The sequence below is a fragment of the bacterium (Candidatus Blackallbacteria) CG13_big_fil_rev_8_21_14_2_50_49_14 genome (genome assembly GCA_002783405.1).
Lineage (GTDB): Bacteria > Cyanobacteriota > Sericytochromatia > UBA7694 > UBA7694.
In genome coordinates, this window is the sequence record PFGG01000011.1 from 131,748 (window position 1) to 158,560 (window position 26,813).

General features: G+C 45.1%; 25 protein-coding genes. 15 read left to right on the plus strand and 10 right to left on the minus strand.

What is annotated here, in order from left to right; translation table 11 throughout:
- Nucleotides 1–38: 38 nt before the first annotated feature.
- The gene (locus COW20_02740) at nt 39–1,052 is read left to right on the plus strand and encodes a hypothetical protein (GenBank protein ID PIW50434.1); all 1,014 of its coding nucleotides are present in this window, start codon (nt 39–41) and stop codon (nt 1,050–1,052) included.
- A 67-nt stretch (nt 1,053–1,119) separates the two neighbouring features.
- Here the strand turns inward: COW20_02740 and COW20_02745 are convergent, their stop codons facing one another.
- Nucleotides 1,120–2,166 (minus strand): hypothetical protein, encoded by a 1,047-nt coding sequence (locus COW20_02745; protein PIW50435.1) that lies wholly within the window; start codon nt 2,164–2,166, stop codon nt 1,120–1,122.
- Between the two features lie 149 nt (nt 2,167–2,315).
- On the opposite strand from COW20_02745, the gene COW20_02750 reads away from it, so the two are divergent.
- Genes COW20_02750 through COW20_02765 form a run of 4 tightly spaced genes read left to right on the plus strand, consistent with a single transcriptional unit; the run spans nt 2,316 to nt 6,947 of the window.
- The gene (locus COW20_02750) at nt 2,316–3,404 is read left to right on the plus strand and encodes a hypothetical protein (GenBank protein ID PIW50436.1); all 1,089 of its coding nucleotides are present in this window, start codon (nt 2,316–2,318) and stop codon (nt 3,402–3,404) included.
- A gap of 31 nt (nt 3,405–3,435) precedes the next feature.
- Nucleotides 3,436–4,704 carry a hypothetical protein gene (locus tag COW20_02755; GenBank protein ID PIW50437.1) on the plus strand — a complete coding sequence of 423 codons (1,269 nt, stop codon included), beginning with the start codon at nt 3,436–3,438 and terminating at the stop codon, nt 4,702–4,704.
- Between the two features lie 14 nt (nt 4,705–4,718).
- Nucleotides 4,719–6,434 carry a hypothetical protein gene (locus tag COW20_02760; GenBank protein ID PIW50438.1) on the plus strand — a complete coding sequence of 572 codons (1,716 nt, stop codon included), beginning with the start codon at nt 4,719–4,721 and terminating at the stop codon, nt 6,432–6,434.
- Between the two features lie 48 nt (nt 6,435–6,482).
- Nucleotides 6,483–6,947: a hypothetical protein gene (locus tag COW20_02765; protein PIW50439.1), complete on the plus strand. Its 465-nt coding sequence runs from the start codon at nt 6,483–6,485 to the stop codon at nt 6,945–6,947.
- A 61-nt stretch (nt 6,948–7,008) separates the two neighbouring features.
- Here COW20_02765 and COW20_02770 read toward each other — a convergent pair whose 3' ends face one another.
- The 4 genes from COW20_02770 to COW20_02785 all read right to left on the minus strand — a co-directional run bounded on the left by COW20_02770 (nt 7,009) and on the right by COW20_02785 (nt 11,614).
- Entirely contained in the window at nt 7,009–7,839 is an 831-nt protein-coding gene (locus COW20_02770; GenBank protein PIW50440.1) for a hypothetical protein, read from the minus strand.
- A 226-nt stretch (nt 7,840–8,065) separates the two neighbouring features.
- Complete coding sequence (locus COW20_02775) at nt 8,066–10,279, minus strand: hypothetical protein (GenBank protein PIW50441.1); 2,214 nt, start codon at nt 10,277–10,279, stop codon at nt 8,066–8,068.
- A gap of 68 nt (nt 10,280–10,347) precedes the next feature.
- Nucleotides 10,348–10,644: a hypothetical protein gene (locus tag COW20_02780; GenBank protein PIW50442.1), complete on the minus strand. Its 297-nt coding sequence runs from the start codon at nt 10,642–10,644 to the stop codon at nt 10,348–10,350.
- Between the two features lie 79 nt (nt 10,645–10,723).
- A complete protein-coding gene (locus COW20_02785; GenBank protein ID PIW50443.1) occupies nt 10,724–11,614 on the minus strand; it encodes a hypothetical protein in 891 nt (296 codons plus the stop codon).
- Between the two features lie 254 nt (nt 11,615–11,868).
- On the opposite strand from COW20_02785, the gene COW20_02790 reads away from it, so the two are divergent.
- Nucleotides 11,869–12,996 carry a hypothetical protein gene (locus tag COW20_02790; GenBank protein ID PIW50444.1) on the plus strand — a complete coding sequence of 376 codons (1,128 nt, stop codon included), beginning with the start codon at nt 11,869–11,871 and terminating at the stop codon, nt 12,994–12,996.
- Complete coding sequence (locus COW20_02795; protein ID PIW50445.1) at nt 12,993–13,973, plus strand: hypothetical protein; 981 nt, start codon at nt 12,993–12,995, stop codon at nt 13,971–13,973. Before COW20_02790 ends, COW20_02795 begins: the two co-directional genes overlap by 4 nt.
- Nucleotides 13,974–14,306: 333 nt before the next feature.
- Here COW20_02795 and COW20_02800 read toward each other — a convergent pair whose 3' ends face one another.
- The gene (locus tag COW20_02800; GenBank protein ID PIW50446.1) at nt 14,307–14,504 is read right to left on the minus strand and encodes a hypothetical protein; all 198 of its coding nucleotides are present in this window, start codon (nt 14,502–14,504) and stop codon (nt 14,307–14,309) included.
- Between the two features lie 66 nt (nt 14,505–14,570).
- On the opposite strand from COW20_02800, the gene COW20_02805 reads away from it, so the two are divergent.
- Entirely contained in the window at nt 14,571–16,421 is a 1,851-nt protein-coding gene (locus COW20_02805; protein PIW50447.1) for a S9 family peptidase, read from the plus strand.
- Here COW20_02805 and COW20_02810 read toward each other — a convergent pair.
- Nucleotides 16,418–16,636 (minus strand): hypothetical protein, encoded by a 219-nt coding sequence (locus COW20_02810; protein PIW50448.1) that lies wholly within the window; start codon nt 16,634–16,636, stop codon nt 16,418–16,420. The genes COW20_02805 and COW20_02810 overlap by 4 nt on opposite strands.
- A gap of 120 nt (nt 16,637–16,756) precedes the next feature.
- Between COW20_02810 and COW20_02815 the strand changes: the two genes are divergently transcribed.
- Both COW20_02815 and COW20_02820 read left to right on the plus strand, forming a co-directional pair.
- Nucleotides 16,757–17,203, plus strand: coding sequence for a hypothetical protein (locus COW20_02815; GenBank protein PIW50449.1), 447 nt, complete (start codon nt 16,757–16,759; stop codon nt 17,201–17,203).
- A gap of 2 nt (nt 17,204–17,205) precedes the next feature.
- Complete coding sequence (locus COW20_02820; GenBank protein ID PIW50450.1) at nt 17,206–18,189, plus strand: hypothetical protein; 984 nt, start codon at nt 17,206–17,208, stop codon at nt 18,187–18,189.
- A gap of 3 nt (nt 18,190–18,192) precedes the next feature.
- On the opposite strand, the gene COW20_02825 is transcribed toward COW20_02820, so the two are convergent.
- A complete protein-coding gene (locus tag COW20_02825) occupies nt 18,193–18,834 on the minus strand; it encodes a hypothetical protein (GenBank protein PIW50451.1) in 642 nt (213 codons plus the stop codon).
- A 213-nt stretch (nt 18,835–19,047) separates the two neighbouring features.
- Here COW20_02825 and COW20_02830 point away from each other — a divergent pair, with 213 nt between their 5' ends.
- A complete protein-coding gene (locus COW20_02830; protein PIW50452.1) occupies nt 19,048–19,401 on the plus strand; it encodes a pyrophosphatase in 354 nt (117 codons plus the stop codon).
- Nucleotides 19,398–20,324 carry a cytochrome C oxidase Cbb3 gene (locus tag COW20_02835; GenBank protein ID PIW50453.1) on the plus strand — a complete coding sequence of 309 codons (927 nt, stop codon included), beginning with the start codon at nt 19,398–19,400 and terminating at the stop codon, nt 20,322–20,324. Before COW20_02830 ends, COW20_02835 begins: the two co-directional genes overlap by 4 nt.
- Here the strand turns inward: COW20_02835 and COW20_02840 are convergent.
- Nucleotides 20,299–22,218, minus strand: coding sequence for a hypothetical protein (locus COW20_02840; GenBank protein PIW50454.1), 1,920 nt, complete (start codon nt 22,216–22,218; stop codon nt 20,299–20,301). The two genes, COW20_02835 and COW20_02840, sit on opposite strands and share 26 nt — an antisense overlap.
- Before the next feature lie 123 nt (nt 22,219–22,341).
- Here COW20_02840 and COW20_02845 point away from each other — a divergent pair, with 123 nt between their 5' ends.
- Together COW20_02845 and sixA are read left to right on the plus strand one after the other, a co-directional pair.
- Nucleotides 22,342–23,379, plus strand: a complete 1,038-nt coding sequence (locus COW20_02845) for a threonine aldolase (protein PIW50455.1) — start codon at nt 22,342–22,344, stop codon at nt 23,377–23,379.
- Nucleotides 23,376–23,870, plus strand: coding sequence for a phosphohistidine phosphatase SixA (gene sixA, locus COW20_02850; GenBank protein PIW50456.1), 495 nt, complete (start codon nt 23,376–23,378; stop codon nt 23,868–23,870). The genes COW20_02845 and sixA overlap by 4 nt, the downstream gene beginning before the upstream one ends.
- Nucleotides 23,871–23,872: 2 nt before the next feature.
- Here sixA and COW20_02855 read toward each other — a convergent pair whose 3' ends face one another.
- A complete protein-coding gene (locus COW20_02855; protein PIW50457.1) occupies nt 23,873–24,676 on the minus strand; it encodes a hypothetical protein in 804 nt (267 codons plus the stop codon).
- Nucleotides 24,677–24,984: 308 nt separating this feature from the next.
- Between COW20_02855 and COW20_02860 the strand changes: the two genes are divergently transcribed.
- Entirely contained in the window at nt 24,985–26,802 is a 1,818-nt protein-coding gene (locus COW20_02860) for a hypothetical protein (protein PIW50458.1), read from the plus strand.
- Nucleotides 26,803–26,813: the final 11 nt, after the last annotated feature.

The window sequence follows — 26,813 nt, forward strand, 5'->3', positions numbered from 1 at the left end:
AAGTATCGAAAGCGTAAAGAGAAGTGAGGAATCCATTCATGAGAAAGACATTTTTAGCAAGTACCGCCCTGATGCTCTTAACTGCCTGTGGCAGCCAAATGCAAACCCAAGCTTACAATCCCTATATGATGGGCCAGACTGGCGCATACGGTGCAGGAGCCTATGGCGCTCAAACAGGAGCCTACGGAACGAACTATCAACAAAATCTTTATCAACAACCTGGGGCGATTGCCTATAACGCACAAACCGCCACAGCCAACAATACACAGATGTCTTCCTTCGCTTCAACCACAGCCTCCCAGTCAGCCAGTGCCATCAACGCTCCTCTTGCTCAAAATACCGCCAGAAAAACAACCAATACCGCCTCAACCGCAACGGTTAAACGTGCTGCCACTCCTACCAAAACAGCCTCTGCAGCCATTGCTCCCAAAGCTACAGCCCCCTCAGTCTCTCCAACCCAAAGCCTTTTAGAAAAAACAAAGGCCCGCTTTGAGCAAATCCAAAATTTCCGGGCCATGGCGGATGTCTTTGAAACAAAAGCTGGCAAAGGCCCTGTCAAAGCGAAGATTAAAGTTACTTTTCAAAAACCTGGCAACAGCAAACTTGAAATTATCGATCACAGCAACAGTCTTTACAAGGGTGCAAAATTAACCTATAAAAGTGGCATTGACTCTATCACCGGTCGTCCCGGTGGTGCGATGAGTTTCATGAAAATGACTCTGCCCATGAGTGATGATAAAGTAACTTCCCGCCGTGGTTACCGTTTGGATCAAGTCGATACCCTGGCAATTGTCAGCCGTCTGATTCGTCCTGAACTCAATCCCAAACTCTTAGGAAAAACCACAGTGAATGGTAGACCCGTTGCCGTTCTGGAATACCAAGCCACCAATCATTTTGATCCTACAATTACCAAAGAATTGCTGGGAATCGATATGGAGACCTATTTTGTTCGCATTCATGAAATGTATGCCGGTTCTGAACTGGTTTATTCGTTGAAATTACCTGACGTTCAGTTCAATCAGCCCATGACGGCAGCAGATCTCGACGTTTAGAACAGAATTTCTTTTAATTACTCTCTACGCAAGCCCTGGTGAAAAACCAGGGTTTTTCTTTTGCACATTATTCGCTTCTTAAGGTTGCACCTTGAAGAGTTGCCTGTGTGGAAAAGACGAAGGCATTCAATTCTGTGCTGTTCAACTGCCTGATCGCTTTTCCTCCGCCATTATCGGAAACACCACTGTTGACAAGAAATACATTTGAATTTTGACGAAAAACCAAAATAAAATGGTTTTGTACCTTTGATTTTGAAGGTGGATAAATTTCTCCAGACTTTTCATCCAAATAAACACCAATCAATAAAACCGCCTGTGGATTCTTTCGCCAAAATCTTAAAACCACATCTTTGCGCCGGTAAAGGGTTGAACGGGTACTGCCGATCAAGGGTTCAAGATTTAATTGCAATAAATCTGCCCCTCTTTGAATTTCACCTTCGGAAACAGGTTTGGCAATCCTTCCATCCGAATAAACCACATACCTGACAGCGGATACCAATCCTGGACTGCCATCCGTATTGGCATAATTGTAAAGCTGCTCCTGAGCAAGATGCATTTCCCGGTATGTGGGACGGGGAGCCTGCAAGGGTACTCTTAGCAATTCAAAGGCAGAAGCAAAATCTTGCTTTAATAAAAAACGAGCCCCCAAAAGTGCTGCGGCTCCACATCGGTACGAGTCCTGCTGTGTTTCTGTTAAAGTATCATTTTGAGAAATATGGGATAAAACTTCCTGCCAGGTTTTGCCTGGAACCTGATCATTTTCAGTATAATTGGGTGCAAATACAAAATCCAAACGGACAGGGTTCTGTTGACTCCCTTTGTAAAAGCCATAATTGATCTTGATAAACTGTTTGTGTTTAGAAATAAACTTAAAAAAATGTTTGGAAAGTCGCTGCTCCTCACCAGGCAAAGCACTATTTTGGAAATAGTGCTGCTTCAGTTGGCGATATTCATCACGATCCAGAACACCATCATCGATTGATAATATCAAAGCATCAGAGAACAAAGGCTCCTGCGCCAAAACAGGTGCAGCACAGACGGGGGCAAAACAGAAAAGAAATCCCACTCCCCATTTCAAGTGATTCATCAGAGTGTGTATTTTGATCACGCGCATTATCTCTTGTCCTAACGTTCAGGGTGATTCAACCCTTAACCGTTATCATACAAAATAATGGAGAGGTCTGACCATTAAATTGTTTACCCTCAAATTCTTGACTCTGTTTTACTGTTCGTTGATCCCAATTTTTGCTATAATACCCCACCATGCAGATACAAAAAGTACTTATTCTTGGCGCAGGCGCAATTGGACAGGTCATTGGCACTCATTTGCGCCTCAGTGGTTGTGATGTCAGTTTTTGGGTAAGACCCTCTCAGAAAGAAGCTTTTGAACAATCAGGTTTTTCTCTTTATAATCTGAGCTCAGAAACTGAACTCCATATTGCAGCCCCACAAATTCTTACCGAAATCCCTGAGGATCTTCATTTCGATGCCCTTTTCCTCTGTGTAAGAAGCGATCAGTTGGAACCCGCTCTAGAACAAATTAAACAACGGTTTCATCAAGCAGAAAACATGATTCTGGTAACTTTTCAACCGGGCAGGGAAGACGCATTAAAAGTCTTCAGAGCATTGCCTGACTTGATCATTGTTCCTGCAGCACCTGCTTTTTCAGCGTATATTGAAAACAGCCGTGTTGAATTTTGGGCTCCCAAAGCAATGCCGACCTTAATTGGGGCCCCCTTTAATGAAACCCTTCAAGTTCGGGATGATCTAGTTAAAACCCTTCAAAAAGGGGGAATCCCAACCAAAGGCGTCAATGATCTTGAAGCAGAAGTTCGCTTCCCCAGCGCGGCTCTGGTCGCCTTGCTTGCGGCATTTCATCTGGCTGGCTGCTCATTTAAAAATCTCAGTCAAAACAAGAAATTACTCAATCTGGCTGCTCAAGGCATTCAAGAGGCCATTGCAATTACCAAAAAAGACTTGGGGTTTATTCCGCTCAAATATAAAGCCTTTGAACATATCTCAGGCACCGTTCTTGAAAAATTCTTCTGGACACTTGAGCATTCCCCAATGGCTGGTTTTATGCAGTCCATGTGGGGGGTACACGCTCGAAAGATTGAAAAGCAAACCTTTCAAAATCTCGATGATCTTTTGGCATTGAGTCTGCATCAATCAAAGAATGCCCCACCAGCTCTAACTGCACTTGCAGCCATGACACCTGCAAAAATCGGAGAATATCTCAAAACAAGCACGCGATTCTCCAAAACTCAGAACAATCGCTCCTTAAAACTGAGTTTGGCCATGGGGCTGGGAGGATTTGTATTGTGGAAACTACTCGCACGCAAACGCTCCTGAACCGCCAAAATCCCCTGCTTGGAGTTTTCTCATGAAAATCATTGATCTGGCTGAAATTACAGTCAGCAGCGGTAAGGGTGGAAATGGTGCCGTCGCATTTCGCAGAGAGAAACATGTGCCCAACGGAGGTCCCTCCGGAGGAGATGGTGGCAGAGGCGGCTCCATCATCATGGAAGCCAGCGAAAATCTCCATACTTTGCTTGATTTCCGTTATCAACATCGCTTTTCAGCAGAACCAGGTAAAAATGGGGCCCCCAAAAATATGCATGGGCGTTCTGGTGAAGATCTGATCATCCATGTTCCTCCTGGCACACAAGTACGTGACAGTGAGACAGGTAAAGTTCTGTTTGACCTAACCAAAGCCGGACAGAGCATTATTGTAGCCCAAGGCGGAAAAGGCGGCCGTGGAAACCCCCATTTCGTCTCAGCGACCTATCAGGCACCACGCTATGCAGAACCTGGAGAACCGGGGATTACCCGCACTCTAATCCTTGAACTGAAAACCATCGCAGATGTGGGTTTGGTAGGTTTACCCAATGCAGGTAAATCTTCTTTACTTGCCGCGATTTCTGCTGCTCGCCCTAAAATTGCGAATTATCCATTTACCACGCTCCGCCCCAATTTAGGAGCGATCCGATTGCCGGAGGGCGATGGTTTTGTAGTTGCTGATATTCCAGGTTTAATTGAGGGAGCCAGTGAAGGTATCGGATTAGGCCATGAATTTTTAAGACATGTGGAACGTACACGCTTGTTGCTTCATCTGCTCGACATGTCTGAGCCCGACCCGATTGGGAATTATCATTTAATTCAAAAAGAACTTGAACAATATCCCGCAAAATTAAGTGATAAAAAACAGCTGCTTGTTCTGAATAAAGCAGACATCGTCAGCGAAGAAGAAATCAATGCACTCAAGAAAAAACTGGAGCAAGAAACAGACAATCCCATTCTGGTAATCTCTGCTGCCACCCGCCAGGGAACCCATGAACTGATCCGGGCCGTTCAACACCTGCTCTCAGAAATACCACCTTTACCTGAAACCTTCGATGAGGTTCCCAAGGTATTGCCCAGACCTGATGCTGACAAACCCAGTTTTCAGATCTATCAGGAAGATGGACTGTATGTGATTGAGAGTGAGCCGCTTGAACGCTTACTGGAACTTTCTGATCTCGACGATTCACGCGCTTTAAACCGCCTTCATAAACAGATGGAAAAATTAGGTGTACTGGTTGCGCTCAAGGAAGCGGGCGCAGCCTCTGGAGATACTGTTCGCATCGGCTGGCTGGAATTTGATTACCTTTAAAAGGGCTATCTGAAATGAGTACGGGTTCTCTCCAAACCGTCAACTCACGTGTCGCTTTGCTCATGGTGACTTGGAATCAAGCAGATCATCTGCCCACCGCTCTTGATTCTCTTTTGAATCAAAACCATCAATTGTTTACCCTGACGCTTGTGATCAATGGCAAAGACAGCGAAACAAATAAAATCCTGGAACGCTACACAGATCCACGGATCAAAACGGTTCAAATCCATCCCAAACAAGGCTTTATAAGCGCACTGAATTTGGCTTTCCAACACAGCAAACCGGCAAGCTTTTATGCCATTGTCTATGCCTCTTGCTTTTATTCTCCCATGTACTTAAATCTCTTGCTGCTCTCGCTGCTGCGCAATCCATCTGCAGGAGGAGTTTATTGCCCCACGCATCACGGCCCCCCTGGCTCTCATTTCCCAATCCATTCTGAACCTGAATATCGCTATTTGGAGCTTTTGAGCCGTAATTTCATCGGCAAAGGCGTCCTTTTTCGCAACGATATTTTTAAACAAGCGGGCGGCATTTTTGTTTCAGAAAAACAAGGCCTCTGGGAAACCTGGAAACGAATGGCCCAATTCAAACCCTTTCTCTTTTACCCAGAAACCCTGATGAGAATAGCCCCAAATCGGTATGAAGATGAAAATACACACTATGAACCCATTCTCGAAAAAGATATTCTCCCTCATTTTAAAGTTCGTTGCTTAATTCTCGAGCGTGAGAATATTGATTTTGAGTTTTTACGCCAATTGAGAGCTTCAGGCCATGAAATTCTGACAACACATCCCAAGGAAGGCATCCCGGATGTGATTGTGATTGGCAGTCTCTTGCAATTGGATCAAGCGGTTCGTCTTGCTCAACGCTTGTTTTTGCCCGTCTTATTTGTTACCAATCAAGATTCAGATCTGGCGCATATTTACTATACCCAGCCCCCCCTGATGCGGGGATTTTCCTTTGCCACCTCCAGCCCCGAAATAGTCAACCGCCTGAAGCAAATCGATCAACAGGAACCCCTGCGCTATTTCCCTGAAATGAAAGTTCAAGACTTTAATAAACAATTGGCCCAGATGCCCATGTTGCTGACACGCTTCAAAACCACACTATTGGTGCGTTCTTACTCAAATCCTCTCTACCTCAAAAATACGCTTCAGTGGCTCATGCGCCTGAATCATCCAGAAGAGTGGGGAGAGCTCTTAATCTTTTGTCCCGAAGCACATCCTGAAACAATCGCTTGGCTCAAAACACAGGCTTATACCTGGTATGCTCCCCAATCAAAGGAGTATTACCCTGAACTTCTCTATTTACTTCAACAGATGCGCACAAATCTGGTTTTGGGCATCGATGCTGGAGTTTTGATTCCCCCTGAATGGTTTTTGAAGGCGCTGCCACATTTAAGCAATCCAAAAGTGGGCATGGTCAGTTCTCTTCTGCATAATTCAGAAATTCCAGACCAAAGACTTCCCTTTCCAATTCACTCACTCCAGCAGTTTGAACAAACCTGGCAACACTATCGAAAATCTAAAAACGTTGCCAAAGTAGAAGCCTTTCCCTTGCTTTCTGACAGTTTGTTTCTGATGCGAAAAAATGTTCTTGAACGTGTTTTAATCGCGGGTCCTCGGGTCTCTCCCCTGGGATACCCAGCAACCCTCGCCCATTTGCTTGGAAAATTGGGGTATGCACGATTGCTGACCCGCGAAACAGCGGCATTTAATCTTCTTCTCTAAAATATGTTAAACTTGCAGAAATATTGCCTGCCAAGAAAGGTCTGATACATGCCTGATTCTGCCTATTCAGAGCAATTCCGTCATACGTTGCAAGCCGTGCTTGAAATAGGCAAGGCACATCCTGATTTTCGCTTTGAACTGATTCAAGAGTATGCTGAGCGGCTTAAATCAAGCCAAGATCCTACACTTTTGATCAATGATTGGGTCAGACAGCTTGAAGAACTTGAAATACCACGTCAAGAAGCAGGGGTTCGGATTTTTGAATACGCTTTGCTTCAGGCACGTCAGGCCACCTACCGCCCCTTGAATCCACTGGATGGTTTCATTGAACGTCAACTTTATGGTATTCAGGATGAAAAAATGGTAGAGAATGGCACGATCAGTCAAATTTTAAAATCTCAATCAGAAACACTCGCCAGCCCCATGCGCAAAGCCCCCCGCAGCAGCCAACCGACCAACCCGCTGAACCCGAGAAATTTACCCCCTGCACCTCCGAATCTCCCCCCCAAATAGACCTTCTTGCCCCATAAAAAAGCCCCGCCGATTTCTCGGCGGGGCTTTTTATTGAATCTAATTAATAACTTGCATAGGAGCTGATTTCACGGTGAACCATGCGCCAGGCTTCCTGTTTGCTGGGGCCATACTGCATGATCAAACCAAATACACGGGAATAATTGGCCTGATAATAACGAGCGGCTTTATACATATCCCAACGCTGATAATTCACATCATAGGAATTGCGGTTATAGGATACAATTTCACCAAAAGTGGGCATCAGTTGTGCAGCTGCCGTTGGAAACATTTTATATTCCTGCTGGGCAGGAGGATTGTGCACATCTTCATAAGGAATAGGACGGCTGTCAATTTCAATACTATTGGCAAGTACGTCGAGCATAATAAAACGCTTCATTTCGTCACGTGAAGCTTTATACAGCCCCTGAACATCACGATAGGCTCCGTTGATATAACGGTTAAAGTGATTTCTGGCGTAGTTATCATTCATATACTTATAATCTTCATAGGTTGTGCTATAACCATAGCGAACATAGTCAACCAAATCATTAAAGGTGCGGAAAGGCAGTTCGCCAAAAGGAGTGTCAAAAGGGCTGCGAGGAGCCGCTAATTTTTTAAAGGTATTATCGGCAGCAAAACGGGTATTTTTATGTTGATCTGCCAGGGTATCAAAGCGAGAGACAGGTACTTTCACATTGCGATTTTGTACCAAAGGAGTTTCTTGTTTGGCACGGGGAGTACTGACCGTTTGTACGGCACTGTTTGCACGCATCAAACCGGGATTTTGCATCATGGCCTGATTCAAGATGGGGGGCGCAGAACTACAGGCCACAGTTCCCAATAAAAGGCTTGCAGAAGACAGGGTCAACAAAGCATTTCTTACAAATTTCATAAATCATACTCCTCTAAATTTAACACTTGAAATTTTATCCGCGCTTTAATCCGGGCGGTTCGGAACTATAAAAATATTATGGGCTTAAATCTGAAAGTCTGAACCACTCAATTAGAATATTAAACAAATATTAACTTTTAGATTACTTTAACTTTACATTTTCTCGTCTCAAAAAAAATCCCCCTTTGAAATGTTTTTTCAAAGAGGGATTTAAATCACTCAAACATCAAGGCAGCATCAGGAGCTTCCTCAGTTTTGAATTGACCTCATGCTCTCCTTGGCCACTGATCTCAATCAGATGACCGGCATAAACAAATTCAATCGCAGGACCCAGCGCCAAAATCCGTCTTAACTCAGGCACTTGAGCCATCGCAAAATAAAGAGCGCTGAAGCGTTGCACCCGAATTTTCGGTAGCTCGTCGGCCACAGCAGCATCCTGCCAAATCCCCTTTTTGAAATAAAAGGATCGTTGTGCAAGATACTTGACCTGTTGAATCTCTTGCTCTTTACCTTCCTCGTCAAGATATCGATTCACAGCAGCAGGTGCTGCATTTTGTTGCATTTTCTGAGCATTTCGGCTTTGACTGATCGCCCAGGAACCCTTATCTGATTCTAGGCTTTTTTTCAGATAGCCATCAGCAGCGTCCATCATCGGAGCACTGGCTGCTGGACGTCGCACATCAATATCTTCTCTTACCAGAAATGAAGTGTATTCAGTAATAATGCCATATTGCTTACTTAAACGAATCACCTCTTCCACCAGCTCTTTTGATTGCCCTTTCAAACGAATTTGGTCGAGCAAAAAACCGATCTTTCGTGTCGCCCACAAGCGCGGAAGAAAAGCGTATTCTGTTTTTCCCTCTGCAAACCTTTGGGCTGGGTACTCAAATTTTTTAGTTTTTCCAAGTAACTTTCCTTCCAAGGAAACTTTAAGGGTTCCCGGCTGGCGATAACGCCCCACCAGCAATAATTGACTGCCCTTAAACAAATCTGGTAGTTCACGTGGAAAAAAGTCAAAAACCCGATTGGATGGAAAATTTAATTTAAGATCGGAAAGGATCGGGTGGCTGATCTGGCTGAAAAGGTTGGAAACTTTCACTTCGATATTCTCTTCGGGGCGAACATATTCACTGCTGCCTCGGTTTTCCTGAGAAAGTTTATCCAGAAATGGAATATTGACATCAAACCCGACCCCAAAGACAAACAAGCGTGACTGGCGTTGGTTTGTCTGTCGAGTTGAACTCAGAATTTTATTAAAATCTGTTTCCCCAACAGTCGGGTCTCCATCAGTTAAAAAAACCAACATGCTCAGCTGAGTTTTATGAGCAATCTGTTTTAATGCGGCTTGCAAGGCCGATTGAATATCGGTCCCGCCCGTAGCCTGCAGGCTCTGAATATGCGCGATTGCCTTACGAATATTCTCTTTGTTCGCTGGCAAAGGCTGCTTCGAAAAAAGCTCAACCGTATCACTGAAACTGATCAAATGAAACGTATCATGGGGATCCAATTGATTCAGATTGAATTCAAGAGCAGCTTTCGCCTGCTTGATTTTATCTCCCGACATGCTTCCCGAAGTATCTAAAATAAACGTCAAATGCTTAGCCGCTCTTTGTTGTTCATTCCAATTGACCTTGGGTGAAGCCAATAACATAAAATAGCCATCTTGATTTCCCTCGCGATACGACATCAGACTGAGACCGATCGGATCTTCAGAAGTTGTATAATAAAGCTCAAAATCCGTGTCTGGCTTGATTTTATTTCCCTCATAGCTGATCAAGGCATGGAACTCATCCTGCCGAGAAACTTTGATCTCGTGGCTGGGAGAATAAATCGATTTCAGTGGCGCTTTGGTTTTTAAACGAACTGTGACAGCAACATTTTCAAGCGGAGTGGATGAAAACTTTTCGGTACTGAGTAAATAGCGATAGCTATGCAATGCTGATTGAGTCGTCATAATTTGATCGTAACTCAGTTGTATCCGTTTATCTCCATTCGCAGGAATCGGAAAAACCCTTGCGCGGTACAAATTTTGTCCTGCATATTCAAGCAAGCCGGGATCGATTCTGCGACGCACGATCTCCTCATAGGTTCGTCTTGCTTCATCTGCTTTCAGCAATTGGGCTGGGGTTTGCTTCCCATCGACATCCATAGAAAACTGAGAAATACTTGCAGCTTCAGGAATTGGAAAGAGATAGGTCCCTTCCAATTCACGGTTGGATGGATTATGAAAAACTTGATCCACGCGCGTTTTTGCGTAGGGGTGTTGAATATCTACCTGAACACGATGGTACTTGATTGAAAAATTAGGAATTTTAGGCAAGGGTTCTATCAAATGGTGAGGCGGATGGGGAATCAGAATGCCATCTGCCCAAGCAGGAAAAGTCAGGGTTAGAAATAAAAAAGCCCATAACCACAAGGCAGGGCGGTAAAATTTGAACATTCGTATACCTCCGGAGTCAGCTTATTGTTCAGACACCTTTGCAGCCCCACCTGTTCAAATAATGAGACTTACCAGAGGGCGGGCTTATGTGTTTTTTTACGATTGGAAACAAATACACCTGAAATAATCAATATAAACCCAACAAAAGCAAACAAAAGTCCAATCAAAACCCACTTACGCTGTCTAGAACTCAATTTTTTCGGAACATATTGAATCTGTTCACTCAATTTTTGTCCCTCTGTCTGAAGGCGCGACAAGGGTTGAGACACATGCTCCTGTGTCCATTCCTGTAAATAGTGTTGACCTGAGCTTGCAAGCGCAGAGAGTTGAGCCATCATTTCAGGGGTTAACGGTTGAGCAGCCATGAAAATCCCTTTCTGAGAAAAACAGAAATATTTATTGTAGTTCCTGAAAATTGAAACTTTTAAAGTATAACATGGTGCATCAAACTTGCGCCGCGAGCCAACGCAATACAAATTTAAAATGATCCGCTGGGGCATCCTGATGCGTTAGTAAGTCGATATGATCATAATCATGTTTATACCCCCCCTGTTTCCCAATTAAATGAAACTCTGCACCAGGGTGCGCTAATTCGGCAATAAATCGCTGAACATCCTCCCCATGCCCCAAACAACGATCTTTCACACCCGTTAAAAACAAGGCGGGAGGTAAATCAATCTCTTTGAGGGCCTGCCCATAATCAAACTGGTCTTCAGGATCTATCCAGGGTCCGGCTTTGACCCAACACACACTCTGATGATGGGACAGTGAACTTTCATTATCAGATCCAAATTTCCAAGCCCTCGCAGGTAAATAACCATAGAGAGCACTTAAAAAATAAGCAAATCGCTTCCAAACAGCTTCAATCAGAATCAAACGATCGAAATTTTTCACAAGCACACTGCGTTTCGTCCCAAAACAAACCACAGCCTTGGGTTGCGCATTGAGCATCTGTCTCGCCATCAAGGCAAAAAAGAGAACGCCGCCCCAGGAATGAGCAATCCAAACCTGAGGCTGTTTTGGGTGTCGCTGTCTCAGCCAGTTGTGAACAGCGGGAAGTTCCTGACATATCGCAGAAGTCTGGCTATAGGTATGCCGCGAGTGAATGGGAGGAGAACTCCTACCACGTCCTCCTAAATCAGAAACATAAACTTCATAACCCGCCTTTGCCAGAAAACAAGCCAAGCCTTTTCCTTGTTCTGTATAGAAAATTTTCCCATTTTCAATGGCACCATGTAACATCCAGACAATCGGGCCCCCCTGCTGGATCCAGATATGGCGAAGATGAAGAGCCGTTACAGAACTCAAATTCAAAAACAATGATTCTTGTTGCATTTTATGCCGTAAATTTGCCTTTTTGGGGTATACCTTATACTATATCCTGAAGCAAAGTACAAAAGCAGAAACAACAACTTGACCAGTAGTCAAGTTTTTTGTTATAAAAGAATAAGTTATTTTCTGAATTTGCTCTCTTCAAATTTTCCATCGAAAAAGTTTAGAAAGACCAGGCTTTCCAGGTGCCAGAATCACTTAAGTCAGAAACCTTCAGCCAAGCCTTACGAAGACTTCGTAAAGCGCGTAAGCTAACCATGAAAAAATTAGCGGATCGCACTGGCGTTTCTGAATCTTTTATCTCACGTCTTGAGTCTGGAGAACGGCAACCCTCCAAAGAATTTATTTTACAGCTTGAGCCCATCTTTTTTCCAGAAGGCAACGCGGGAGCCTTGGATGATCTCTTAATTGCAGCGGATTATACCCCCCTGCATTTGGAAAGCTTTACAGGCCGACAGGATGTAATCTCCATTTTTCAGGAGGCCCTGAATCACAACCCACAAAATTTCCGAGCCTATATTTCCTTGATTATTTCTTTAATTCGTCAGGGAAAAATACAAATCGCTGAAGAAAAAATTGCTGAAGGCTTTAATATCTTTGATGATCAAATTCAACTGCAAACGCTTTCATCAGCATTAGAACTGGCAAAGGGAAATTTCGAAAGAGCCATAGCCTTCCAACAGGAAGCCTTGAACTACTTTAATATGCGCCCCTCTCCCCTGCTCAATATCGAGAAAAAAGACTTGCTCCTGAATCTCGGCGTGATTCATTTCATGCAAGGATATGAAGCTCTTGACCACTTTATACTTGAACAAAAACAAGAGAAGCGTCAAGCGGCGGAACAATCCCTTCTGTCTGCGCGTCAGTATTTTGAAGATGCCTTAAAATTGTCAGAAAATGATATCTATCTTTTGGATGAATATGCACGAGTACAATTTAATCTCAGTTATCTTCAGGAAGTGGCAGGAGAAAAGACAGATTACCGCCCCTCAATTGAAGGATTTAAACACGTGGTCTATTCAGCAGAAAAACAAAAGTTAAGTTATCAAGATTTACTCGAAAGCGCTTTATTTCTTGTACATGCGCACGTTAAATCAAAACAATTTAACGAAGCAGAACACAATATCAACCTGATTGAATGCTGTTTACCCAATTACTGGTTGGTACACTATCTAAAGGCCTGCTTTTACAGTTTAAAATACGAATCAGAGAAATCAGAAATTCTTTTGGATCAGGGAATTCATAGCTTACAAAGAGCCGCTGAAATTCTTGATGAAAACAATCGAACCCACGCAGAAGCTTCGGTAGATCCAGATCTCAAAAATTTGCGCATTCTTCGAGCAGATGCATTTAAGCGGATATTGAAGCTGGAGGAAAAGCCATGAATGGTCTGATCAATAAAGTCGCCCTGCTCCTATTAAGTTTACAAGTTTCGGCCTGTACTTCAGCAGGCCCCCCCGCCTCGACAGCTTCTTCACAGCCTGTCGCACAAGCATCTACATCCCTTACAAATCAGAATCCAGCACTTGAAAATACCGTCACGTCAACAGAGATCCGTCCAAACAGTAAGGGACAGAAACTTGAGTTTGGAGAAGTTGAAGGAGATCTGATTATCCCCGCTGGAACGAGTAGTTTTCTCGTCCAAAGCCAATTCGCCTTGCTCAACCTCGATTTTATCCTTGGCGCCCCAGCTTATGCCCAAACAAGCGATGAAATCAGTGAAGAGCAAATTCGCCAGTTTAAAGCACGCGTAGATGGCGAAGATGTGAAGCTCACGATTCAAAAAATCAGCCGCAATGCTGAGGGTGACCGTGTTATCAATTATTTACTACCTGAAGTACCCGCATTGGATTATACCCAGGTTCTAGAATTTTATTCTCCTTCAAATACCCTCAGTTTCAAAGGCCTTGTGCCACAGGTCAGACAAAATATTCGTACCCGTCTGAACGATCCCGTCGATCTCGACAGCACTGCTGTTTTAGAAATCGTGAGTCGCGATCAAGATTTTTATGTACATCAAATGAGTGCAAATGATATCAAGGAGTTAAAAGAAAATCAAGAAATTAAAGATTTTAGAAGATATTTAAAAGAAGAACTCACAAATAAAGCAAACAGGCTTAGAAAATTCGAAGATATCGCAAACAAATATGATATTAACACACGGGTTCTTCCAAAAGTAAAACCCATTTTAGATGCCGCAATTTCAAAGGATTTACAAATTTGCAGAACCAATCCCCAGGAATGTTTGAGTCGTTTGCAACAATGCCGCCCCACTCCCCTGAAACGTTGCCCACAGCCCGAACAATTACTCAGGCAAGCCCGCAGCCAAGCGCTCCGTCCTGGAATTTTAATTCCTCGCTAAGCACAAAACGCTGCCAGCAAAATCTGAAGATACCTGAAATACGCACAGAATGGTACACTGATCGCGTAGCAATTCTAAAACAGGTGTTTTCAGCCCTTTCATGTCACAGTCAAGATTTGAGCAACTGACCGCCCCCTTCCGATCAGAAGAATCAGACGGTTCTCTCTTTTCTATGGGCTGGTTATATGCTGGGTTGATGACTGTTATGACGGTATACAGCTTTCTGAGCTTAAACCATGAGAAACAAGCCTCAGCCCACTTAAGCAAAACTTCTGCGCGAAAAATCAAGACCGAATCAAGCGCAAAGCCAATGGATTCAAAATTACTCCCCCCTCAGATCTCCCCACTTTCCAACACCGCTTCTGCCAGCCCAAGTCCTGCCCAAAGCACAAACCTCAGTGCCCCCCCTACAATAGCGCAGTCAACTCTGCCGCAAACTTCCTCCTCTGCAAACACAAGTACAGCCAGCAGTACCACAGCAATCCCCACAGCAACGGCAAGTGCAAAAACACCGCTCCCAGTCAAACCCATGATTCGACGGCCTGCAGCCATACGCCGGCCCGTTTATAACCGACAATACCGAAGGAGAAGATATCGATGAAAATGACCCCTCCCCCCCTGATTCCACGCAAGGTTCTCTTTGGAAACCCTGAACATACTTCTCCACAAATATCTCCAGACGGCACTCGCATTGCCTACCTGGCTCCCCAAAACGGAATTCTGAATGTTTGGGTCAGAAGCCTGAAAGGGGGAGATGAACATGTGGTCACACAAGACACTGAGCGGGGAATTCGCTTGTTTTTCTGGGCTCAGGACAGTCGCCATGTGCTCTACCTGCAAGATAAAGGGGGCAATGAAAACTGGCGGCTTTATGGCATCGATTTAATAACAGCTGAAATCAAAGACTATACCCCCTTTGAAAATGTACAGGCCCAAGTTTTACAAAGAGATAAGCATTTTCCCGATGAACTTTTAATTGCCCTCAACCGAAACAACCCGCAATTGCATGATGTCTACCATCTGCGCCTGTCCAGTGGAGCATTGGAGTTGCGCGCAGAAAACCCAGGCAATTTCATTGGCTGGGTAGCCGATGCACAGTTTGAAATCCGAGCTGCTGTGGCAGCAAACTCTGATGGTTCCATGCAATTACTCTGCCGTAAAAACAATCAATCTGACTGGGAAGCCCATTTAGATTGGCCGATGGAAGACAGTCTGACCAGCAACCCCTCACATTTTTCACAGGATGGTCAGTTTCTCTATTTGCTGGAGTCACGCAATGCCAATACGGCGAGATTGGTCAAATATCAACCTGAAACCCACCAAGAAGAGATTTTAGCTGAAGATCCTGAATATGATATTGTCCAACTCATGGTGCATCCCGACACGTATGAAGTTCAAGCCTTGGCTTATGCGCGTGCACTTCAGGAATGGCAGGTTCTGGATCCAGAAGTCACAAGCGATTTTGAGTTTCTTTCAAAGTTTCGCCCTGGAGAATGGTCCATGATCAACCGCGATGATGCCAACCAAACCTGGTTAATTCGCTATAACCGGGCTCAAGGACCTGTTGAGTTCTATGCTTATGATCGGGCCAGACAGGAACCCAGTTTTCTCTTTGTTCACCAACCCGCACTGAATGATTATACGCTTGCCGCCATGGAACCGTTTTCGATCATGGCAAGAGATGGTTTAAAGCTGGAGGGCTATATCAGCTGGCCTCCAGGCATGCCCCGCGAAAACCTGCCCATGGTTTTAAATGTTCACGGTGGCCCTTGGTGGCGAGATGTTTGGGGTTACCATCCTGAGGCTCAGTGGCTGGCTAACCGTGGCTATGCCTGCTTGCAGCTGAATTACAGAGGCTCAACAGGCTATGGTAAGCGTTTCCTTAATGCCGGTGACCGTGAATGGGGAGGAAAGATGCATACCGATTTATTGGATGCCGTGGAATGGGCTGTTTCTCAAGGGGTCGCCCGAGACAAAATAGCCATCTACGGGGGCTCCTACGGGGGATATGCGGCCTTGGTGGGAGCAACCTTTACCCCAGATGTTTTCGCCTGTGCGATCGATATGGTGGGGCCCAGCAGCCTGATTACCCTGATCCGCTCCTTCCCCCCCTATTGGGCTGCCATGTTGGATAATTTCAAAAAACGGGTGGGAGACCCCGATCAGGAAGAAGAATTTTTAAAATCGCGCTCTCCCCTGTTTAAAGTAGATGCGATTCAAATTCCCATGATGATTGCCCAAGGGGCAAACGACCCCCGTGTGACCGTTCAGGAAGCGGAGCAGATCGTTGCTGCCATGCAGGAAAAAAAGATTCCCCATGAATACCTGCTGTTTGAAGACGAAGGTCACGGCCTGGCAAAACCCGAAAACCGTCTGAAATTTTATGCCGCTATGGAAGCTTTTTTAGCCACATGCTTGGGTGGCAGAAGCGAAGACACACAAACCTAAGCAGACTCAGGAAGTTTGGCCAAACTATCTACCATTTGTTGATATGCGCGCATTTTCTGAGTATTTTTAAGCTCTTCGATGGGAACAGAACTTTTTAACTGCGTAATTTCCTGACGCAATTCCCTTGCCAGCGCTTCCATTTGGAGTACACGCCATTCAAGCTCCTGTAAATATTCTGCAACAGAAAGGCCTGGGCCTTGAATACGATTTTGCATGGAAACAATCCTCATCGCTCTGTTTTCCCCTTGTTGAAACAAGACGATTATCAATTTAAGAAAGTTCCCAGCAGAATATGAAGAGTGTCTTTTTTCTGAGCTCTGCGCTAAGATAAAACTATGCGACACGATCAAGATCCGCTTCAACCGCCTGTGCCCATACCCGGGCTTTATATTGAGTTGGAACCTGAAATTCCCTCCTCATTTCAAGAAAAGCAAATTCATGAGGTTTCAGCGGCTGTTCCCATCAGCACAGAAAGCAACCAGAACCAGCCAACAGCTTCGACTTTGACACAGAATACCCCTCTGAGCTCACACACGCCAGAAATATATGAAGCACCTCAGGAATTGCCACTCAGGCTGGCCCTCAGTCAAACTCATCCTTTAAAACTCCTTCTGCTGACATCGGGAATTCTGATCATTCTCCTACTCTTCCCCCAGTTTCTTCTGATTTTAAGGGGAGCCCTTTTGGAATTACTCTTAATGATCAGAATGCTGATCTTTCCATTGGCAGCAGTAGGATTCGCGATTATTCTTTTACACCTTTTTTATTCACGTTTCAGATAAGGATGCTGGTACGCAGATTTCTTGCCCATGAAATCAAACTCCAATCAAGCCAACCCCTTGAAAGCTTAAATTTAACGCAACTGCAAGAGCTGCATGAAAAAGGTCTTGAGGCCTATCGTTCAGGAAAAATAGCTGAACAGGGAGTCTCCTGGCTGGATGTAAAAAAAACCTTGGCGTATAAGCTCTTAGAAGCCTGTAATTTCTGTAGCCATCTCTGCCAGGTCAACCGTCTCACTGGGCAAACGGGTTACTGTCAGCTCAAAGCAGCAGCTCAAATCAGTGGAGAATATATTCACCATGGAGAAGAGCCTGCAGTAGGCATTACCCACGCTATCTTCTTCAGCGGCTGTACCATGCACTGCCTTTTCTGCCACAACTGGCGCGAAACCTTTGACCTCGAAAAAGGGTTGAAAACAGAAACCCAGTTTTTAGCAGATCAAATCATCAAGCGCTCTCAAAACGCCAAGATTCAATCCATCAGTTTTATTGGGGGTACTCCAGAACCCCATCTGCATATCTTAACAGAACTGGCTTGCCTGCTCTCAACGAAAGTCAAACTTCCTTGGGTCTTCAATAACAATGCAACCTTGTCAAAAGAAGGACTTGAGTTAATGGAAGGCTTGATTGACATCTATTTGCCAGATTTTAAATTTGGAAATGCCGATTGTGCTTGGAAGCTTGCAAAAATATCAAATTATTTGCCCACTGTCAAAGCCAATCTCAAAGCCTATCAGGCACAGAAATCAGAAATTCTGGTTCGCCATTTGCTCATGCCAGGGCATCTTGAGTGTTGCACCCTTCCCATCCTTGACAATTTGGCCCAAGAATTTGATTCAATTTCTCTGAACCTGATGGGACAATACAGACCCTTTTACCGTGCCCTCGAAATCCCCGCCCTAAATCAGCGCCCGGATCCAAAAGATTTGAAAAACGCCAGGGAAAAAGCCTTGGCGTTGGGTATTCAATTGATTGAGAATGCTCGCTAACGCTTAAGAATTCTTGGCTTCAAAATGGAAAGAAAAATCCTGCGGGTTTTGTCCCACATGGCGAACCTTCACTTTTAAAGCGCCCATGCCTTTGAGCGGTGGAATGGCCAAATAGCCCCGAATCTCTCCACCAGGCGGCACATCCTGCGGCCAAAAGCCATGGGTTTGAATAAACTTTTCAGCCACAATCGCACGTTCCTGCTCCATAAAATCAGGAGCACCCGAAACAGTATTTGTGTTTAAATAATAATAATGACGCCATTGCCGCATCAGCTCACCTGAACTGAGATAGTCCATCGGCAAGCCATTGAAGCTGACACTCAACCGAATCTGAGACGCCCCCAATTCTTTTGAACTGTGATTGGCAATGCTGACTTGAAAAACCTGGGTCTGAATCACGTTTTTAAACGCATAGGGCGAAAAGTTTTCACTGATACGTCCGCCTCCATTGGGGTGAAAAACCTGGGTTTTTTCCTGTTCCATCACAGGACGAATGCTCACAGTTACATCTCCCAAGGTTTCGCTGAGGGTTTGATTGCCCCCGACCGACTGGCTACTGGCTTGACTGACTGGGGTCAGGGTTGTTGCTGCACTCGCAGGAAAAGCAATCAAACAGGCACTAAGAGCAAGGATCAGTTTCTTCATGGGGTTTCCTCCCGATTCGCATAAGAACATAACGAGTTGGGCTTATTATAATACAGCCGTTTCTTAGATTTCTACGGATTAAGAACGCAGAAGGGGAATTAGTCCTCTGTAAATCTTTTAAGCAGATGGCCCTGGGCAAGGAAGCGATCCTTCGGTAATATAGGCAAAGAATTGAATCAAACCCTGCGTTTGAACAGGAAGAAGGACTCAAGAATGCCGACCCCAGAAGAACTCACACTGACTGAGGCGCAAAACCAGGTAGACGAATGGATTCGAGCCCTCGGGGTTCGCTATTTTTCTGAATTAACCAATCTCGCTCAATTAATGGAAGAAGTAGGAGAACTGGCACGCCTTATTTCACGCACCTATGGAGAACAAAGCTTCAAGGACAATGAAGACAGCAAGGCATTGGCAGATGAAATGGCAGATGTTTTATTTGTCTTGCTTTGTCTGGCCAACCAGACAGGGGTCAATTTAAATCAGGCATTGATCGCCAATTTGCAGAAAAAAACCGAGCGGGACCATCAACGCCATCTCAACAATCCCAAGCTGAAACCCCAAGTATGAGATTAGGTTTAAGATCCTTCGCCCTTTTCTTGATCCTCCTCCTGGGCTTGAGCGCTTGCCCAGCTCAGACTTCCGACAAAAGCTCAAAGGCCTCGGAACAAATCCAAAGCAAAGCTCTCAAAGATCTAAACCTTTACGGCCAAGATTTACTTGAAAAAACCCCTGTCTATCTGGGGCCTCAGGCAAAGAATCCTGCATTGCGTTTGGCAGGCAATAGGTTAAGCTGTATCTCCTGCCACTTAAACGGTGGCAAAGATTCAAAAGCCATGGGCTTTATGGGTATTAGCCAACGTTACCCACGTTACAGAGCCCTCGAAAACCGTAAAATTACACTCAGGGAGCGCATCAACAGCTGTTTTGAACGCAGTCTGAATGCCAAGCCTTTGGCAGACGAAAGCCGTGAGTTAAAAGCGCTCGAGAGCTATATACGTCAAATAAGTCAAAGCACCGCCCCAACCGAAACTTTGGCAGAATTGCAACTCCCCCCCTTGAAACTGCTCACGCGGGCGGCCCATCCCAAGGCTGGAGAAAAACTCTATCAATATCATTGTTCAGCCTGTCATGGAAAATCAGGCGAAGGACAACTAAAAAACAACGCAACACCTGATCAGGGCTATGTTTTTCCCCCGCTTTGGGGGCAAGACAGTTATGGGCAAGGCTCGAATCTCAACCGTTTAACCCTGGCCGCCCGCTATATCAAGGCCAATATGCCTTTGGGGCGTCCTTTGCTGAGTGCAGAAGAGGCCTATGATATTGCTGCTTTTATCAATAGCCACGAGCGTCCCCAACTCAAACAAGCCGAAAAAGATTTTCCCGATCGCAGTAAAAAACCAGCCGATGTGCCCTATCCTCCCTTTGCAGATCAGCAAAGCTCAGAGCGGCATCGTTTTGGCCCCTTTACTGATTTAAAGGCCCCCTTATAAGCTTGCGTACTGAAAAAGGAGCCCCCAGCCAATCTTTGACCCACTCACAGGGTTCTTGGTTTAAGGGCAGATTTTCTCTGTTTTGTAAAGCCAGACAGACCTCGACGAGATTGCTGTGAAAGGTGGCTGACAGCGGCTCAATCCGATAGGCCAACTGTAAATTTAAGCGGCATACCGCAACCAAATCCTGGATCAACCAATCGGGTAAATTCAACCCCGTTTTATCAAGCCAGGTCTGCAACCAAAAGTGCAATTGATGAAAATAATCCCCAATTTGATTCTGTTGGATCATGTGAATCAAAACAAACTCATCTGCTGACCACCAAATTCCGGCATACTCAGGCTGCTCGGAACGGCAATACTCGTAGTCACCCTGCTGGATTGATTCAGCTTTGGACTTAAAAAAATCAGAAAGATGTTTTAAAAGTGGAAATTCATGAGAGATATCCAAAAATGCTTCTATCAAAACCCGAAAACTGATAGCGCATCTTTGAGTCAAATACAAGAGCATGGGGCGCAGGAGATGCTTGCCAAAGAAAAGCAAATCCGTCATCCAGGCAAAACAAAGACAACGCACCCAATCTTGCTTGGAAAGGGTTCGTGTAGCAATCACCAACTCCTGCTTTTCAAGAATGCCATCAGGGGGATCTGTGGCATTGCTGTGCAGATAAACAGTGGGCACCCAAGCCCCTACAATGCCGTAACGCTCTCGGTATTCAGGCTGCGCCATTTCAGCATTGGGCAAGAGACTCGCATTGAAAAAACGCAAGGCATGGTATTGTCCCCCCACAATTAACTGATTCACACCTTCGGCAAAAGAAGCATAGGTTTCCTCTGGCAAGCCAATAATGACATCGGTATAGGTTCGAATGCCTTCCTGACTCAAACTCTGATGCAATTCCCGATAGTGCTTCAAGGAAATATTTTCCCGCTTGATAGCTTTGAGCACTTCAGGAGACAAAGATTGTACTGAGAGCGTCACCTCTTGATCTAAACCTGCCTGAATCAATATTTTGTGCACTTTAAATGCACGTTCAGTGACATTTTTACTGTTTTGAACAGCCAAAGAAACAGGATATCCTGTTTCTTTGCGAATTTCAGCGGCTTTTTCTGCAAGCAATAAATCACGGGGAAGAATTCCAAAATTGGCATCACAACAAAAAACAAAGGAAATTTGATGCTGTGAAAACCATTCCAATTCTGAATACAATCTGGAAATTTCAAAACCTGAAATTTTACTGGCCGTTGCAGACCCCCAATCACAATAACTGCAACGGAAAGGACAGCCTCGATTGGTTTCCCAAAGCGCACCCCATTTTTGCTCTGGATACGCTGAAAGCAAGGAGTCAAATATATTTGCCAAATAGGGAGAAGGAAGATCGGCAAGATTTTTGGTGCGGGCTTGGGTTTCTGTATGTTGAAATTTACCGTCTTTGTCGATCCAACTCAATCCGGGAATCTCTTTCCAAGGTTTCTCTGGCCAAGCTTCCATGCATTGAGAGAAAACTACCTCACCGGGGCCATGGCAGCACAAATCAATCTGAGGATTTTCGCGTAAAAAAACCTCAGCCTGATCGGGAACATGCGGCCCCCCCACCAAAACAAGGCCATTTGGGCGTTTCTTTTTGAGAGCCGCAGCAATGGTCAGAGAGCGTTGAGCATTCCAGACATAAAGGCTAAAGCCCACAATATCAGCTGAATTCAGCTGTTCTACGGCCTGATCGCAAGCCAAACGTGCCTGCCAAAGTGCAGGTAGAAAATCATAGCGTTCAGGATCTTGACTGCTTGCCAATAAGCTGGCCTGAAGTAAACCTGAGGTATAGGGCAAGAAGGTCCATGCACCCGAATTCAGATTGACCAAGCCTATTTTAATTTTTTCCTGCCGCAAGCACATACTCACTTTCTTCCCCTGTGCTCTGATTCTAGCATGTGTCGTTCAAGTCGCGTTCTGGGTTCAGCAACTAAAACACAGAGGGGTATGTTAACCTGATAGTCAGATAAACAGGGAGATCTTGTGATGCGACGTAGTTTTGCGAGCGATAATAATTCAGGCCTGGATCCGATGGTTTTGGAAGCCCTGCAAGCAGCAAACCAGGATCATGAAATTGGCTATGGAGAGGATCCTTATACGCGGGCCGCTGAGGCTGCTTTTCAAAAAGAACTGGGCGATGTCGCTGTTTTTCCTGTTTTAACGGGAACAGCAGCCAATGTGCTCTGTATTTCGGCCCTCTTACAACCCTTTGAGGCCGTTATCTGCAGTAAAATGGCGCATCTGTGGGTGGATGAGTGTGGTGCTCCCGAACGATTCTGCGGAAACAAACTGATCCCCCTCGATACGGCAGATGGAAAATTAATGCCCGCTCAAATTTCAACCGTCTTATGCGGTCGTGGTGACGAGCACAGAGTTCAACCCCGGATGATTTCGATTACCCAACCGACAGAGGTTGGCACCCTCTACTCCCGAGAAGAAATCACAAACTTAGCCGAATTTGCCCACCAGCAGGGGCTCTTTTTACATGTGGATGGTGCTCGGATTGCCAATGCCGCCGCCGCTTTAAATTGCTCTTTTAAAGACCTCTTACGTGATACAGGGGTCGATATCGTCAGCTTTGGCGGCACTAAAAATGGCCTACTCAATGCCGAGGCCGTGGTCTTTATGAATCCAGCACAAGCGAAGAATATGCCTTATTTGCGCAAACAGGCCATGCAATTGAATTCAAAAATGCGTTTTCTTTCTGTGCAATGGGAAAAAGCACTTCAATCGGATCATTGGCTCAAGAATGCAAAAAAGGCCAACCAGATGGCCGCTCTCCTGGCACAGGCCGTTTTTGAAATACCGGAAATTGAACCGGCTTGGCCTGTACAGAGCAATGCGGTTTTCGCAAAAGTGCCCAAAGCCTTGATTCAGCCCTTGCAAGCAGAATATTATTTTTACGTCTGGGATGAAAGTGCCTCAATTGTGCGTTGGATGTGCTCTTTTGACACCCAGGAAATAGATATTATTAATTTTGTAAACACCATTCAAGACATTCTAAACAAGGGAGTTCAAACTTGAAAACACTTTTTATAGCGCGCCATGGTGAAGCCGTTTCCGTGGGAGCACCCGGTGTATATTCAGATTTTGATCGTCATTTAAGCGAAGAAGGCGAGCAAAAAATAAAAAAACAAGCCGAGAGCCTTTTAAAATTAGGGGCGACTTGGCAAAAAGTACTTTGCAGCCCACTGGTGAGAGCTCGCCAAACAGCAGAGCTGCTCAATTCGCCTCAAGCAGCGCCTCTAGAAATCTTTGAAGCACTGGGGGATCGCCCCTCCTTCTCAGAGGTTCGCAAAAAAATTGAAGCGTCTCATGAAGAGCGTATTTTACTGGTCACTCACCAACCCTTTGTTGTTGAACTCACCTCTTATTTACTGACTGGAGAAATGAAAACCGCATTTCATTTTAGTACGGGTGCCATGGCCTGCCTGCGCATATACCAGCTTTCAGAGTCGCCACGTGGTGAGTTAGAGTGGTTTAAACCCTCTTCAAGTTTGCAGGCTTTCATCTAAATCTAAAGTGCAATATCATCAAACGAATCACTGTGATTGAGACGATAAAATAATTCTTTGTCAATAATTGCAGGGTGATGATTTTCAAATGTCTTGAAATGCGTTTGATAAGAACCTGTATAAAAAATATTTTCAAGAATGGTTTTGATCGTGTTGGCTTGCCAACGACCGCCACGCTTGGTTTGAACCCCAGCATGGGTTAATCCCATGGCAATCTGACGCAAGGATCGCCCAGCCGAACGCTCATGAAAAATTCGCGCAATGATTTTTGCTTCTTCAGGAATGCAGGCATATTCATTGCTCTGCGCATCAATTCGATAGCCATAAGGACAAGCTCCACCATTCTGCTTCGAAAGATCAGAACGCTTGCCCGGTGCTGGCACAACCCGAAGTCGATGCACTCCCGGTTTGAGTTGGGGAATACGGGGCAAAATTTCAATAAAAATCGGAGGGGCTGTTCGAGCTTCAATCCAAATTTCTTCACGAAAACTGATCAGGCCGCCCTTGACCAAACCCTGTCGGAACATCTCCAAGAGACTGAAAACGTCATGAAAGCGTCGGCCCAAGTCCAGCAAACTTTCAACCACAATAAAATCACCGGACTGCATTTTCTGTAGCAGGGTTTTCAATTCTGGGCGTTCCAAAGCATTTTTAACCAAAGCCAGATCGACATTGAGTTCAGAAAAATGAAGCTCCTTCTGAAGGCACAAAGCTTCAAGTGTTTTTCTCTTGGTTTGAATAATTTTCGTATCCTGATCATATAATTCTGGCGAAATCCAATAATATCCAAAGGCTTTTGAACTCATAAGCACCACCTAATTAGCTTCTGTATAGGGGCACTTATCAGTCATTTAAAACCAAAACTTGCAGATTTTAACATAAAGACCTGGTTAAGTTTTTCTGAGTATTTATATTAAGCCTCGTAAAAAGCTCTCAATAACTTACTCGAAGCATTTGAATCGATACAAATTCACCTGAACAAAAAATTAAGATTAAGCCGTTTTAAAATAAGTATTAAGCTCATCTTTTTATGAATAAAATACTAATTTCGGGCATGATTGGATCAAATTTAACGAAAACATACTTAAGCAAGCCGTTTATTTTGGAGAGCGCCATGGACTTTAAAACCAGACAAAATCTTCCTCGTCCCCCCGTTTCAGAAGCCGTTCACAAACTCAAGAAAGAACCCGAGAAACAGCCTGCTGATGCTTCCTCAGAAGCTCAAAAGAGCGCTCAGGAAACGCAAGCGCTTGCTGCGAAAGAGCTCCCAGAAGCGTTTTTAAACCACCAGCTCAAGCTTGAAACACCTGCCCTTGACTCAAGCAGCCAACCCCATCTTGAATTTATCGATCCTCCAGCTCAGGCAAAAAGTACAGATTCCCGACCGGAAAGGCCCAGCCCTTTCCTATCTGGCGCCAAAACCTTAGGCATCAGCTCTCCAGATACAGAGCTTTTGGTGGATCCCTCAAAAGCAAAAGTTGACACCGGAGAACGCAATTTGGATCAACTGACAGAAAATCTTCAAAATCCTGATCAGGTGGCTGCCTTTCTCGATGCTGTCAATTATGATCAAGAAAGGGGTAAGCCCATGGGAGGAGATGGCCCATTGGGGGCCCAAAAGCCAGAAGATACGCTGAGTAAATTCAGCGGGGTTTGTCGCGATATCCACCAATTGGGGGCCTATATTTTAAGCCAAAACGGCTACCAGGCCTCACAGGTAGGCTATGTCGCAGGCCGAACCAGCCATTCCATTCTCGCCTATGCCAAAGGCAAGAGTGGCTATGGGATTGTAGAATATGGCCGGAATTACAGTCCGGAAGAAATTTCAAAATTACTGGGAAGACCGGCTCTTTCTCCCCGCGAAGCCGTCTTGGCCCTGCGACCTGAAGCCAAAGTGATATTTGGCTGGACACCTCCTGAAAAAGGCAAAGAAGGCTCAGTTAAAGATATTTACTATACCATGGGGCATCAACTCTATCAGGAAAGCTTAAAACTCAAGCACCAGGACCATCTGAGTGTAGATTACCTGCGCGGGATTGAACTGGAAAAAACACTGGGCAAACATTGGAGTCTAAAACTGGGGCAACGCGGGAATACGCCAGGCGATCCGACCGGAAAAAATGCGTCCTATCTCACAGCAGGCTACCAATGGGGAGACTTTGACAATTGGGGCCGCATTTCAGTAGGCGCCCAATACAGACCCCATGAAGGGGCACATGTGGTGGGCCCCAATACCTGGGACAAGAATCCAACCACCCTTTTGGGAGCAAATATCGAAGGGAAACTCACGCCCTTCAAGGCCAATCTCTCACCTCAACACCGGACCAGTACGACGGTTTATGGTTCGGCCTCTGGGGCATTTGCAGCGTTTAATCAAAAAAAGGAAAGTGATGCAGGCGTTCGCGTCAATGCTGGCTATGGCTTTGATATGGATATCCTCAGTGGATTGCCGCAGGCCAATCTCAGACTCTCTCAAAATTTTGATGGAAATATCAGTAAAAATCTCAGCTACCACAGCGAGGTTTTTATGGACAATGATCTTTACCTGGCAACAGCAGCCTATGGCATGGGTGGCAAAGGCCTTTATGCCAATATTGGCGTCAATGGCAGTTTAAATTATACTCAGGGCCCTTGGAATGCCTATCTGGGAGCACAATACCTCTTCCAGCAGGTCAACAATCTTGAAGCCAGTGGTGTAAGCGCTGGTATGGGCTATAAATCAGGAAGATTATCCTTTGGCACAGGGCTGGATGCCCTGGGCTCTGAAGAAGGGTTGAGAATCCGAACCCACCAACAGGTCGGCGTAGATCTTACGGAAAGGGCCAATTTCTTTCTGCAATCTTCTCAGGAAAAAATTCAAAACGAAAATATCGGAGATTATTCCAATCCAGGCAGTTTCAATATTGGCGCTGGATTCCAAGTCAAGTTATAGACACTCAAATA